This window comes from Ahrensia marina (assembly GCF_042140245.1).
Lineage (GTDB): Bacteria > Pseudomonadota > Alphaproteobacteria > Rhizobiales > MH13 > MH13.
In genome coordinates this window covers 516,169-529,444 of record NZ_CP159483.1, presented here as the reverse complement: position 1 = coordinate 529,444, position 13,276 = coordinate 516,169, and the positions used below count along the sequence as shown (strand labels likewise).

Annotated in this window: 14 protein-coding genes; 5 read left to right on the top strand and 9 right to left on the bottom strand. The window is 54.9% G+C overall.

Features of this window, described 5'->3' with window-relative positions; genetic code table 11:
- Positions 1-37: 37 nt before the first annotated feature.
- The 9 genes from ABWH92_RS02595 to ABWH92_RS02555 all read right to left on the bottom strand — a co-directional run bounded on the left by ABWH92_RS02595 (position 38) and on the right by ABWH92_RS02555 (position 8,931).
- A complete protein-coding gene (locus ABWH92_RS02595) occupies positions 38-1,021 on the bottom strand; it encodes a type II secretion system F family protein (protein WP_375571880.1) in 984 nt (327 codons plus the stop codon).
- 19 nt (positions 1,022-1,040) lie between these two features.
- Positions 1,041-2,051: a type II secretion system F family protein gene (locus tag ABWH92_RS02590; protein ID WP_375571878.1), complete on the bottom strand. Its 1,011-nt coding sequence runs from the start codon at positions 2,049-2,051 to the stop codon at positions 1,041-1,043.
- A 15-nt stretch (positions 2,052-2,066) separates the two neighbouring features.
- Positions 2,067-3,632, bottom strand: coding sequence for a CpaF family protein (locus ABWH92_RS02585; RefSeq protein WP_375571876.1), 1,566 nt, complete (start codon positions 3,630-3,632; stop codon positions 2,067-2,069).
- 3 nt (positions 3,633-3,635) lie between these two features.
- Positions 3,636-4,955: a CpaE family protein gene (locus tag ABWH92_RS02580; RefSeq protein WP_375571874.1), complete on the bottom strand. Its 1,320-nt coding sequence runs from the start codon at positions 4,953-4,955 to the stop codon at positions 3,636-3,638.
- Positions 4,952-5,677: a CpaD family pilus assembly protein gene (locus ABWH92_RS02575; protein ID WP_375571872.1), complete on the bottom strand. Its 726-nt coding sequence runs from the start codon at positions 5,675-5,677 to the stop codon at positions 4,952-4,954. The genes ABWH92_RS02580 and ABWH92_RS02575 overlap by 4 nt, the downstream gene beginning before the upstream one ends.
- Positions 5,678-5,708: 31 nt before the next feature.
- On the bottom strand, positions 5,709-7,118 hold the full coding sequence (locus ABWH92_RS02570; RefSeq protein WP_375571870.1) for a type II and III secretion system protein family protein: 1,410 nt from the start codon (positions 7,116-7,118) through the stop codon (positions 5,709-5,711).
- 56 nt (positions 7,119-7,174) lie between these two features.
- Positions 7,175-7,981, bottom strand: a complete 807-nt coding sequence (gene cpaB, locus ABWH92_RS02565) for a Flp pilus assembly protein CpaB (RefSeq protein ID WP_375571868.1) — start codon at positions 7,979-7,981, stop codon at positions 7,175-7,177.
- 169 nt (positions 7,982-8,150) lie between these two features.
- The gene (locus ABWH92_RS02560; RefSeq protein ID WP_375571866.1) at positions 8,151-8,657 is read right to left on the bottom strand and encodes a prepilin peptidase; all 507 of its coding nucleotides are present in this window, start codon (positions 8,655-8,657) and stop codon (positions 8,151-8,153) included.
- A 106-nt stretch (positions 8,658-8,763) separates the two neighbouring features.
- Entirely contained in the window at positions 8,764-8,931 is a 168-nt protein-coding gene (locus ABWH92_RS02555; RefSeq protein ID WP_375571864.1) for a Flp family type IVb pilin, read from the bottom strand.
- A gap of 298 nt (positions 8,932-9,229) precedes the next feature.
- Between ABWH92_RS02555 and ABWH92_RS02550 the strand changes: the two genes are divergently transcribed.
- From ABWH92_RS02550 to ABWH92_RS02530, 5 genes are all read left to right on the top strand, one after another.
- A complete protein-coding gene (locus ABWH92_RS02550; RefSeq protein ID WP_375571862.1) occupies positions 9,230-10,045 on the top strand; it encodes a pilus assembly protein N-terminal domain-containing protein in 816 nt (271 codons plus the stop codon).
- Positions 10,046-10,210: 165 nt separating this feature from the next.
- Positions 10,211-10,558 (top strand): TadE/TadG family type IV pilus assembly protein, encoded by a 348-nt coding sequence (locus ABWH92_RS02545; protein ID WP_375571860.1) that lies wholly within the window; start codon positions 10,211-10,213, stop codon positions 10,556-10,558.
- Positions 10,503-10,826 carry a hypothetical protein gene (locus ABWH92_RS02540; protein WP_375574308.1) on the top strand — a complete coding sequence of 108 codons (324 nt, stop codon included), beginning with the start codon at positions 10,503-10,505 and terminating at the stop codon, positions 10,824-10,826. The genes ABWH92_RS02545 and ABWH92_RS02540 overlap by 56 nt, the downstream gene beginning before the upstream one ends.
- 11 nt (positions 10,827-10,837) lie before the next feature.
- Positions 10,838-11,425, top strand: a complete 588-nt coding sequence (locus ABWH92_RS02535; RefSeq protein ID WP_375571858.1) for a TadE/TadG family type IV pilus assembly protein — start codon at positions 10,838-10,840, stop codon at positions 11,423-11,425.
- A 152-nt stretch (positions 11,426-11,577) separates the two neighbouring features.
- Positions 11,578-13,275, top strand: a complete 1,698-nt coding sequence (locus ABWH92_RS02530; protein ID WP_375571856.1) for a hypothetical protein — start codon at positions 11,578-11,580, stop codon at positions 13,273-13,275.
- Position 13,276 lies beyond the last annotated feature (1 nt).

Genomic DNA, 13,276 nt, shown 5'->3' with positions numbered 1-13,276 from the left:
GAATGTCGAAGTCCGGCAGCGTGCAATGCGTTTGCGTCTAGTCGACGCCCATGATCTGAATAACTGTCGGGCCGATAATCACGATAAAGAGGCAGGGCAGAAAGAAGACGATCATTGGCACTGTCAGTTTTGGCGGCAGACCAGCGGCTTTCTTCTCGGCCTCAGCCATACGCATATCACGACTCTCCTGCCCCAGGACGCGCAAGGCTTGTCCAACAGGTGTACCGTAACTATCGGCTTGAATGAGCGAGGTCATAACGGATTTGACCTGCTCCAATCCTGTCCGCCGCCCAAGATTCTCATAAGCTTTGCGACGGTCATTGAGATAGGAAAGCTCGGCGTTGACCAACGCCAACTCTTCGGCCAGCGGTATGGACTGAACCGCAACCTCGTCAGCAACTTTTTTAAAGGCCTGCTCAATCGACATACCGGATTCAACGCAGATGAGCATCAGATCCAACGCGTCAGGCCACGCCCGACGGATGGAAAGCTGTCGTTTTTGAATTCGATTTTTCAGCAGAACATTCGGCAGGTAGACACCGACAGCGCCGATCGCGACGGCTATCAGAATGCGGATCAAAGGCGGCTGGTCGAAGTCGCCAATCCCAAACAGGTAAACCAAAGTGAAGAGAAAAAGCGCGATCGGAATGACAAGCCGCGAAAAGATGTAGCGGACCACTGCGGTCTCGCCACGTTCACCAGCTTGGGCAAGTTTGTCTCGCGTCCCGTCTGCTAACAGACGCTGCTTCAAGTCAAACTGGTCGACGATGTTCTGCATGTACTGCTTCGGTTGTTGCCGAAGACTGGGACGTGGCCCGTGCTGGTTTTCTCGGGCCAAGGCCGCTCTTTCGCGCGCGCGGATCGATGACCGTTCAACCGCCATGCGCTTTTTACGAGCGGCAAGATCGTTCTTGGCTAACAGAGGCACGGCCAGTGTGAACACAGTCGCTGCCACCGCAATGGCACTGAACATCGCAAACAGGAATTGCGGATTGGTGAGTGTGTAGAGAAGCTCGACCATGGGATCGATCCGTTACCCGTTAGATGTCAAAGTTGATCATTTTGCGCATGACGAGGACACCCGTGAGCATCAAAACCACACAGGCACCGAGCAACAGGTTGCCAAGCAGATCGGTAAACAAAAGCATGATGTAGTTGGGTGAGGAGATGTACAGGAACGTGATCACTGCCAGAGGAAGGCAGGCGATAATGGCCGCTGACGACTTGGCTTCCATCGACATGGCGTCAATTTTTGCCTTCATCTTTCTACGATCACGAACCACACGAGCAAGATTGCCTAGCGGTTCCGACAAGTTGCCACCTGACTGGCCTTGAATGGCCATCATGATCGACAGGAAATTCACCTCTGGAAGCGGCACACGCTCATACATCTTGGCAATTGCTTCGTTGAGCTGAACGCCCAGTTGCTGTTGCTCAACCACATGTTTGAATTCCGAGCGCACAGGTTCTGCCGCCTCGCGGGAAATGATCATCATGCAGTCGTTCAGCGGAAGGCCAGCTTTCATACCGCGCACAATGACATCAAGAGCGTTGGGAAACTCGATCAAGAACTTCTTCATTCGGCTTTTGCCTTTGAAGTTCACATACCAGTTAGGCAAACCAAACGCGCCCGCCACGCCACCGGCCAAAGCAGCATAGACTGGTGCGCCGACACTGATGAGCCCGGCATAAAGCAACACCCCAGACGCTATGCTGATGATCCAAAAGGTGCGCTTGGTCCATGTGAGACCGGCCCTTGTCATCCGCACATCCAACGACGCGCGGCTTGAACCGTTTTTCTTGGTTTTCTCGTCTATCAGCTGTTGCTGTTGTTTTAGCTTGGAGGCAATGTTCTTGCGTCGACTGGCAGCATCCTCAGCTGAGGCTTGGCGCGCATGCGCAGCGCGGCGGTCAACAACAGAAACCTTGTTGATGCGGTCTTTTTTGTCTTGCTTGTCCATCAGCGGCGATAGGAGCGCGTAGGCCAACCCGCCTATAGAAAGCGCGGCCAGAATTCCCACAGCAAGCGTTACAGTTTGCGGGTCAAACATGACTAGTTCTCACCCTCATGCCGAAAGGCGCTCATCATCAATCGCTGACGCATCAAGCGCAGCGGCCAGGCGGTTTTCTTCGTTGTAGTAACGTGCCCGATCCCAGAAATTCGGACGACCGACACCCGTCGACTTATGACGGCCAATAATCTTGCCGTTCGCATCTTCACCAAGCAGCTCGTAGACAAAGAGATCTTGGGTGGTGATGACCTCACCTTCCATGCCCATCACTTCAGTGATGTGGGTGATCCGGCGCGAGCCATCACGAAGGCGGCTGGCCTGGACAATGATGTCCACCGAGGATGTGATCATGTCTCGGATTGTACGCGAGGGCAGCGAGAAGCCACCCATCGTGATCATCAATTCCATACGGCTGAGCGCCTCACGCGGTGAGTTGGCGTGCAGTGTGCCCATGGAGCCATCATGGCCGGTGTTCATTGCCTGAAGAAGATCGAAAGCTTCAGGGCCACGCACCTCACCGACAATAATCCGTTCTGGCCGCATACGCAGACAGTTTTTGACAAGGTCACGCATCGTCACCGTGCCTTCGCCCTCAAGGTTGGGTGGGCGAGTCTCAAGACGCACGACATGCGGCTGTTGAAGCTGAAGTTCAGCAGCATCTTCGCAGGTGATGATGCGCTCGTCCTGTTCGATGAACGCGGTCAGGCAGTTGAGCAGTGTTGTTTTACCTGAACCGGTACCACCAGAGATTACAACGTTGCAGCGCGATTTACCGATGATTTCCAGAACCGTTGCGCCTTCCGGCGTGATGGAACCAAAATTGACCAGCTGCTGAAGGGTCAGCTTGTCTTTCTTGAACTTACGAATGGTCAGTGTGGGACCATCAATGGCCAAGGGTGGCGCGATCACGTTGACACGTGAGCCATCCAGCAAACGTGCATCGCATATCGGCGAGCTTTCATCCACGCGGCGACCAACCTGGCTGACGATCCGCTGGCAGATGTTCATCAACTGCTGATTGTCGCGAAACTTCACGCTCGTCAGCTGAACTTTACCATCAACCTCGATAAATGTGTTGTCCGAGCCGTTGACCATGATGTCAGCGATGTCATCGCGCGCCAGCAAGGGTTCCAGTGGTCCAAAACCCATCACATCGTTGCAGATGTCTTCCAGGATCATCTCCTGGTCCGCAATCGACATCGCAAGGTTTTTCAGCGCGATGATTTCGGTCACGACATCGCGAATTTCCTCGCGTGCTGAATCATTGTCCATCCGCGTCAGCTGGGCCAGATCGATTGTATCGATCATGGCCGAGAAAACGTCGGTTTTGATGTCGTAATAATCTGAGCGACGTGCCTTGGGTGCCGGCTCCGCCTGCACTGGTGGTGTTGGTGCTGGGGTTGGTTTCGGAGCTTCGGGAACTGCGGCAGGTGATGGTACTGCTGGCGCTGCCTGCGAAGGTTGAGCCGCCGAAGGCGCTGCCGCTGGAGGGGCCAAGTCCGTTGAAGGCGGAGGACTGGTTGCGGGCGCTGGGCTTGGTGCAGGATTTGGCGCAGGGGCTAAGCCCTGCGCGGAACCAGATGTAGATGTGGGACCAGATACGCCGCGACGCCCGAACATAGTCTACGAAGCCTTTTTGCGTTGCAGGAGTTTCTGCATGAACGGTGGCAAAGTTGATTTCTTCTGCAGTCTTCCAGTGTCTCTGCCGCTGATCGCAGCAGCGATTGCTTCAAAGGCCGCAACCGCCTCGTGCTTTGGCGCGGTTTCTTCGATCATGTGGCCAGAGTTGGCTGCATTGCCAAAAACTTCGGCGTCAAATGGAACAACTGCAAGTGGCTCAATGGAGAGCGCATCGGCAAAGTCTTTGGCCTCAATCTCTGGGCGCTTGGGCATGCCGGCCATGTTCAGGACCAACCTTGGCGGACCGTCATTGGGGCGTGCTTGTTTCACCGCGTCGATGAGGTTCTTTGCGTTGCGCAGGCTTGCAAGATCAGGAGCGGCAACAATCACCAACTCATCTGCATCAATCAGCGACTTGCGCACCCAGCCTGACCAGTGATGTGGCAAGTCCAACACAGAAGCGGGCACCGACGCGCGCAAGATGTCGATAACCTGTTCAAACTGGTGTTCGGGTAGGTCCGTGACCCTATCGAGTGTTGATGGAGCGGCCAACAAACTCAAACGATCGGAACACTTAGCCAGCAGGCGATCAACGAAGGTTTCATCGACCCTGTCGGGAGCGTTCACGACATCTCCAATCCCCGTTGGTGGGTCTTGGTTGAAGTCAAGATTGGCGGTTCCAAACGGCAAATCAAAGTCTGCCATCACCGTGTTTGTTTCCAGCGATGTCGACAGAGTCCACGCCACATTGTGAGCGATGGTCGAGGAACCACAGCCACCACGCGCGCCGATAAAGGCACAGGTTTTACCAAGCGCTTTTTCTGCTTGAGAGGCATAAAGCTCTGAAATCAGGCGGACCACATCCATGGGACCAAGCGGTGCGACCACATAATCGCGAACGCCAAACCGCACCAGTTCACGATAAAGCAGCACATCGTTGACGTGACCGATGATCACCACTTCCGTTCCTGGATCGCACACTTCGGCAAGCTTGCCGAGCTGGTCGAGAAGCTTGTCGGCTGGAGCCTGGTTCTCAAGCAGCAACAGATTGGGTGTTGGTGACGCTGCATAGAACTCCATAGCGGCTGCTATGCCGCCCGGATGCGCCCGAACGTGAGCCTTGGCCATGCGGCGATCACGAGACGCTTCTTGGACCGCGTCAATCAGAGCAGGGCTTTCGCAGAAAGCCTGGATGGATATACGGGGCACCGGCGCGATATCGCTGTTGCCTTGCGCGGTTCCTCCACCGTCTGCTGCCATTGAGCTCTCTGGCAAAGCCGGCGGATTGGCTTGAAACCCATCAGAATGATCATCGTGCATCATTGACCCACCTCTGAGACGGCGGCTTGTGCTTCCTCAGAAACCTGTGTCGCCGTGGGCTCACCGCGGCGATAAGCTGCCAGGACTTCAGCGCGCCGACCTGCATCTGGATAGCCGACGCCACGAGGACGAACCAAGTCACGAGGATCTTCCAGCATCGCGCCAAGGTTGGACTGACTAGCGCAACCAAAATTGTAGAAATCACTTTGCTCCAACGGTGGGTTGATACGATCGCCCCAGTAGCCACACTCGTTGGTCACCGCCTCCAAACGATCAAAAATGACCATGATAGGTGCGTGTGCGGTTGGATTCCCCACATGATAGCGTTCGACCAATACGGCACTGGGATTGCCGCCTGCTTGAGAAACCACATCGTGGATCTCGCCAAGAGCTTGAGATGCAGCATGTGCGTTCTGTGAGCCTTGCGGCACGCGAATACGCAAAGCGCCTTCGCCTTGCGATGCATAAGACTGCATGAAGCCCGAAAGGGCTGTGCGGTCACCTCGGGTCAGACCGTTTGCATTCTCTCCGACAAGAAGCGGCAGGCTGTGCTCCTGTTGGCGAAGCATCAGCGGGTGCCGCTCGTCATAGTTGAGATAGCGCGGATCGCTCTGGCTTTGATGGGCACTGGTGCTGCAAGCGGCAAGCGCCACAGCCGCAACCCCGATTAAACCCAAGCGCAGTGGCAAGGTGCGCTGAAATGGAAACTGTGATCGACGTGTCATACGCAAACATCCTCGGCGCAAGCGCCAGCTATCAGGGAACGATAAACCCGGCATGGCCATGATAGTTGCCTTCAGGGGCCTGGCCGCTGACGCCGTATTGCTCAATCAGGCGATTAAAAAATAGAACGGATAGGTCGCCAGAGGGGCGTAGATTTTGATCCGGGCGCACAAGGTCCTGCCTTGCCACCGGTTGGGCCAGATAGGGTGTGATAAAAACCGCAAGCTCGGTCTGTGAGCGCTGAAAATCGTTGGAGCGAAACAGCTGACCCAATATCGGCAGATCCATAAGCCCAGGAATGCCGTCGACGCTCTGGCGTAAGCGCTGATCAACAAGCCCAGCCATCACGATGGAGCCGCCTGATGGAAGTTCTAGCGTCGTGGAGGCACGACGAACGCGCAAGCCAGGAATAGTTAGAGACTGGCTGTCCGTGCCTTGCAGCGTGAACGCTCCTTCGGCCGTCAGTTCAGAAACCTCTGTTTCAATCTGCAACGAGATACGATTTTCTGAAAGGACCACTGGCGTGAAGCCCAGACCGACACCAAAGGGTCGATACTCCACAATGACATTGCCTTCATTGTCTCGACTGATCGGCACTGGAAATTCGCCACCCGCCAGAAACTGGGCTGCCTCGCCGGATATCGCGGTGAGATTCGGTTCGGCCAGGGTGCGCACCAAGCCGTCTTGCTCTAGCGCCCGAATGCGAGCAGAAAAGCCGTTGGAGATGATATCGAATGCAGAGTTGGCAATTGGCTGACCTGCGACAGAGAAGGGGTTTTGAACAACCGCCCGGAACAATGTGTCGCCAATTGACCCGGTAACAGCCTCACCATTGACGAAATCACCAATGTTCACCCCAAGCTGGCGTAAAGCTGTGCGCTGTACTTCGGCAATCACGACCCGCAGATGCACCTGCTCACCACCGGCAATCTGAAGAGCGTTGACCACGCGGCTTGCTTCGCCGACAAAACGCGTTGCCACATCCACCGCAGTCTGCGCCTGCGCAGCGCTGGCCACCAAGCCTCGTAGAATGACGCCATCGTTCACCGGCTCGACAGCGATATCAGCGCCCGGCATCAGATCGGCAAGTGTTGCCTGAATCCCGGTAATATCGCGCTGCACGGTAATGTTGAGAACAGCAATCTGACGGTCAGCACCATCGAAGAGGAAGATATTGGTGTCACCAGCGGCAACGCCAATAACAAAGACACGCCGTGCCGTTCGCACAACAGCATCGGCTACGGCTGGATTGGAAACGAGCACATCGCGCACATCAGCGGGCAGCTCAATCACCATGCTTTTATTGATACCCAGGGAGAGCGTGCGTGTTTCGCCGAAGCTTGCGATCGTGAGAGCGTCCATCCCCGTGGCGCGTGCGGATTGCGTCGGCAACAGGGCTGCAACAAGCGTGAGGGCAAGCGCACACAACAGCGTCCAGCGCATGAGACGATCCTTTTGGGAGAGATTTAGATGGTCAAGGGCTTTGTCGGTCATGGTCCTCAACCCCCTTGGATGCCGAAGCGGATCATGCGAACTGAGCCGCCTTGTCCGCCACCGCCGCGCAGACGACGCGCTACATCATCGTCTATTTCGCCGTCACCCTCTTCCAGATCTGCAATGGACCGCAGTGAAAGCGACAGAGCGCCCATTTCATCGGCGAGAGCAATCAGTTCAGCGTCACCCGGTGAAAGTTCCAACGTTGCTATTTCACCGGTGACAAATTTCTCGCCATCACGCTCTTCAAAAGTTTGGTCGATGGCCAAAACGCGCACGTTCTGCAAAATTGTTTCTGATGTGAACAGGTCACCGCCATCGCGCGAGTCGCCTCGCTCAACGCGTGTTAAGATGACATCGATACGATCGTTGGGAAGGATGAACCCTGCGGCGCGTGCCTCGGCCTCCACACGCACAGAAACAGCACGGCGACCCGACGGTAAGATCGCGGACATGAACCCTCTTCCAGATGTTGCAATCACTGGAGATCGGATCGGTTCACCAGAGTAGATAGGCGCCGTTACGATGCCTTGGTCGTATTCACGAAGCGCATCAGGCTCAGAGTCTTCCGATATAAAGGCTTCGGCAACATTGGCGGCGGGCCATTCCTGCCATTCCATTGCAGAGGGGCTAAGCCGCTCGCCGATGGTCAGATCATAGCGCGCCACAAGCACGCGTGTAGCTGGGATGGTTGGTTCGTCTGCGGCCACTTCTGCTGGCGGTGGAGGCGCCGTCATGTTGCTCGCCACCAGCCAAGCCAGACCACCGGCCAATGCGGCAACACCAAACACGATCACTCGTGAGGACTTCATAACGCTATCCCTTCAACGCAAGGGCGCGCCACGCATCATCCGATGGGGTCAGACTCCGACCAAAGGCACGCAAAACTCGCCTATAGAGTGCGCTGTAAAGGTATAGGTAAGGTTAACCGAACGTGAGCGAGTTGAAGGAATGCGTGTCCTTATTCAACTCATTGCTCGATTAGGCAGCTATTGCAGCAAGAAACCACGGGCTGCTGGTGAAAACGATCATGGCTGCTGTCGATAGCGCAATGCCATAGGGGATTCCGACATCGCTAGACAGAAGCCTTACGGCCCATGGGCTGTTAACCGCTGGAGCATAGGTTGAGAGCGAGCGCATAACCAAAAAGCCAGCCGTTAGGATTCCACCAAGCAGAGCTGCTAGAAGAGCAAAATCCAGTGCGAGTGTTGGGCCGAGCCACAAAACGATAGCTGCAGTCAACTTCGCGTCGCCTCCGCCAAACACCCCCGAGGCAAACAGCAAAAACGTAATGCCCAGAGCAATCAATGCGGCTGCAACATGCCAACCAATCACTGGCAATGGCAGTCCGGCGATTCCAGCCGCTACAAAAAACACTGCCACGATCGCCAAACACAGCTTGTTTGGAATGGTCATCGTGAACAGGTCCATTGTCCCGGCCAAAACAACAAGCCCTGGAAAAATGACGAGCATGAAAAGTTCAAGCATTACCCAATCCTGATCGGTAAGTCGGCCGCTGCATACCGACAAAAAATGGCAGCGTGCTGGTAGAGCACGCTGCCATCGCTATTCTTTGCCTTGATCCAAGCGAAGCTTATGGGGCAAGAGCAGTCGAAATTTCAGCCCAAAGAGCACCGAGGTTTGTCTCGATTGCTGGCAGAGTTGCGATGATAACGATTGAGATACCAGCAGCGATCAAACCATATTCAATCGCTGTCGCGCCGGATTCGTCCTTGGCGAATTTCGCGAGAAACTTTTTCATGTCCAAACTCCATACACACTGTGTTTTGTTGCTTGCCACGATGCTTTGTTGCTCGAAGCACGATGGACACTAAGCTCGACCCCTTAAGGCAGGGTTTTCGAATAGCCGCACATTTCGTTTATTTCTGTTCATACTTTCAGCAGGTCGTGTGTGTCGTAGGGTCAGAAACCCCTTGTTAGCTATCTAAGTTGCTGAAGAATCGAGCTTTTTCTCAACCAAGGTAGAACGAAATTTGGGTTTAACGCGCTGTTCACCAAAACAATGCATGGTCAAAATCAGTCATTTTGGAGGATGTATTGTGCGTATCGGCTCCCATTCTGTTCCTTTTCGCGTGGTTTTGGCGAGCGTTTCGCTTGGTGGGTTGGGTTTGGCCGCGGTGTTGCCAACCATCGCCAATGAAGTAACGCGCAATGGCGTCGATCCCATCATCACGCAGTCCATCACCAAGGTTGATGATGCCGAACCGACGCAAACCGAACTTCCAGACCCGCTTTCGGCTGAACAATCCGAAGGGCCCCGTCAGATCTTACCGCATGCGCCCGAAGCAGCCACGGATTCGGCGATCCAGATAGATGCTGCGCCCGATATCGCAGCAGAGACAGTGGATGACCCGGTTGTCTCGCCTATGATGGATGATGAGGTCGGTGAGATGGAGGTTGCATTAGTTGGCGACCAGCCTGCGATCGGTATGACAGCTAGTCTTGCTGGCGAAGCGACCGATGCCGGCGGCATTGTGCTTGCCCTTGATCACGCTCGTGTCATGCGGGTCGTGGGCGGAGTAACAACCATCATCATAGGCAATCCTGCCATCGCCGATGCATCGATGCCTGATCCAAGCACGATCATTCTTACAGGCAAGAGCTATGGCGAAACCAACATGGTGATGTTGGATGCCAACGGAGATGTGTTGGCTGAGCAAACACTTCGCGTCACCGTGCGAGGCCAAAGCCTGGTTTCAGTTTATCGCGGTGTTCAGCGCACAACGCTGTCTTGCTCTCCAACATGTGAAATTCGTCCAACGCCAGGCGATGCGACAGAAACAGTGCAAGCTGGTTTGGATGCTTTTCAAGCACGCAATCAGGCTGCTTTGGAGGCTATTCGCGGCAGCGAATAAGTCTGACTATTTGCGGATCGCTCACATGCACATGCGCAAGTCTTAAATGTCCCGGCAATGCGGTTAATGCGTTTTCATCTCTTTTTTAAGGTCTCAGACAGGGTCCGTTTACCGTCTCATTGAGCTAAGGCTTTACTTTTTCCTGCCTAAGGTAGAGCCGCGCCGATGTTGTTGTGTGCTTTTCAGCACGCCGTTGGCGAGCGACTGCAAGAGGCTGGCAGCATGATACAGGCATTGGGAAACCGAGTTCGTGGCTTGGGCGAACTGACGAAGCGGTTCATTCAACAGCCATCAGGAACGACGGCAGTTGAGTTTGGGTTGCTGGCGGTTCCTTTCTTCTTTTTGAAGTTCGCCATAATCGAAACAGCCATTGTTTTTTGGGCTGGTCAGCTCCTGGAGTCCGGTGTGACCGACGCGAGTTCGACAGATTCGAACCGGCCAGGTGCAGACACAAAATATGGACCAACAAGGGTTTCAAACCATACTCTGCAACGAACTTGGGTTGCTGTTTGACTGCGACGATCGCTTGGCTATCGATGTTCAACGTGTTGATCGGTTCGATGAGCTTGAGCTGCGACCACAACCCGTTGACGGCGAGGGCAACTTCAACGGAACGTTTGGCTTTGATCCGGGTGCGGGTGGGGAAACTGTTGTTGTCCGGGTGTTTTACCGGTGGCCGCTGTTTTTCAACATCTTGGGCATGGATGCGTCTGACATCGCAGGGCGGCAGCGCCTGCTCATTTCCACCACAGCCTTTCGCAACGAACCATTTGACAATTAGTGAGCTTCACGATGACGCAAAAACAGACGCTTTGTGCAAAAGATGCCGATCGGTTTGGCCTTCTTCGAGTAGCTCGTCGTATCGCCAGTTTCAGACGAGAGAAGCGCGGCGTGGCGGCGGTCGAATTCGCTATGATAGCGCCATTCATGATCGCCCTGTGGCTCGGTTCGATCGAGCTTAGCCAGGGCGTGAGTGCTGATCGCAAGGTTGCGCATGCAGCAAGTGCCTTAGCAGATCTGATCACTCAACAGACCAATCTCACCGGCGATGAGATGGATGACATAATGGATGCAACGCAAGCCATTATCTCGCCTTTTGATCCCGACAACCTGACAATTCGTGTTGCTGGCATCCAAATTGATAGCGATGGCGCAACAGAGGTCAGGTGGTCTGAAGCACGCAACGGTACCGCGCCGGCCCAAGGAGGCACGTACGCAATACCCGATGCGCTTCTGATTCCTAACAGCTTTCTTGTTGTGGCCAACCTCAGCTATATGCATACGCCGGCTGTCGCTCATGCGATATCAGGGTCGATTGAGCTATCCGATGCCTTCTTCCTGCGTCCGCGCCGCTCAGAAGAAATTACTTACAACCCCTAATACTGCGCTTGGTATTGCCAGTCCTAGGGAAGAAATTCTTCGGAATCATTGGGGGATACTACTTGCTGTTAGCGACTTTGCGCGAGCGAAAAGCGTTCCTTAACGAATTTTGTGCCAGGCTGGCGTAGTATTTCCCTTTGATGAGGATGCCTGTGGCTGTCGCCGCGCATAGCAAAACATCGTGGTTGGCCAAGCTTTGGCCGAAGCAGCTGACGTTCGGCTTTGGCGTTGCTGTCTGTACAGCTGTACTGATCACCGAGATCATCTTCCTCATCCCGGCAGGCTATTTTTGGTACAAATCCAACGAGTCCAAAGCCGTCGAAGAGGTTCGGCTCGCTTGGTACCATGCGTCCGATCCAGCAGCTTTTCTAACACCAGAGCACAAAACACGCCTTGGCGAACGGATGATCCGCGATGGGTTGCTCCTAGGCGGCGTCGTCTACGACAGCGCCGGTGCGCCGCTGTCGGTGTTTGGTGAGCGTCCCGTGCTCGACCTCAACATTGCGCGCTTGTCAGGTATGAGCGTTCAGGAGAGCCCGAACTCCCCGGCAATCGATGTGCATCTGTCGCCGGAAGAAACCGGCCTTTCCCATCACATGGTGGTGCGCCTGCCAACCGGTCCCGTTGAAGCCGAAACGTTTATGCAATTGCGCAACTTTGGGCTCAGCGTTTTGTTTATCGCTGGCCTGACGGCTGTTTTGTTCATTTTCGCATCCATGCTGCTTGTTATTCGACCGCTCAGGGCGATCAATGCCGCCCTGCGTCGAGCGGTGGACAATCCAGACAAAGCCGATGCGTACCAGCTCAACATGTTGCGGCGCGATGAGATTGGGCAGATCTCAGCGTCACTCAACATGCTGCTGACATCTGTCTCGGTGGTGTTTCAGGATGAGCTATCTTCTTTAAAAAAAGCCAATGAGGACTTTGGCTTTGGCATCCTGCAGTACGATTATGATGACCGCTTGATCGCTGCCAACTCCATGGCAATTGAGCTGTTTAAGCAGGATGATTTTGATGGCCTGCGCCGTATGAACCGAAACTGTGCCCAAGCACTTGGTTCACGCGGTCAGCGGCCGCAGCCCATCGTTGATCTGCTCGGCGAAACACGTGAGCCAATGCTTCTCACCTTGCACACCGATACCGGGTTTTTCACCGCGATGGCGTTTTGCGCTTTGGTGAAGCGCCCCGATCAATCGGTCCATCATCGCTTCGTTGCGATCATGCCGATGGATGACATTTTGGAAAAATCGCGCTTGGCTATGTCAGGTGCGCAGAAAGCCAAAGAGGCGCAACGCGCTGCGACGATCGAGGCCAAGGAGATGCGGCGTTTGTTGGAGTCGTGTCTGTGCCTCCTCGAGCCGCCCACTCAAGGCGATGATGCTTTTGAGTATAGCTTTTTGCCAGATCGTATCCTCAACGATTGGTATCAAGAGGCTGCTCGTGATGAGCTTGTGGAAGGCGATCTAGAGCATGGCTTCTTGCCGCCGCTCTCAGGGGATCGCTCTGCAATTCGGCGCGTGCTGCGCCAAGCCATGTTGCTGGCCTACTCACAAACCAAGGCGGAAAAACCAGTTCTAAAGGTGGATGCGACTGTGAAGTCTGAGGGTCGCATTCGCTTCTCCATCGCTGACGTGTCCGCTGAGCGGCAGGACACAGGAGCTGCGGTGCGAGAAAAAAGCGTTGACCCAACCCTGCCGCGCGCGGCTTTGCAAAGCGCGCTCAAGCAGGCTGGTGGTGCCTTTGATGCCATGGAAATCACCGATGGATCGGTGCGTGTGGCCTTTACGCTCGCTGCCGCCAAGCCGATGGGCATGACGGAGGTTGACTTCAAGATGGCAAGATCAGCGTAAC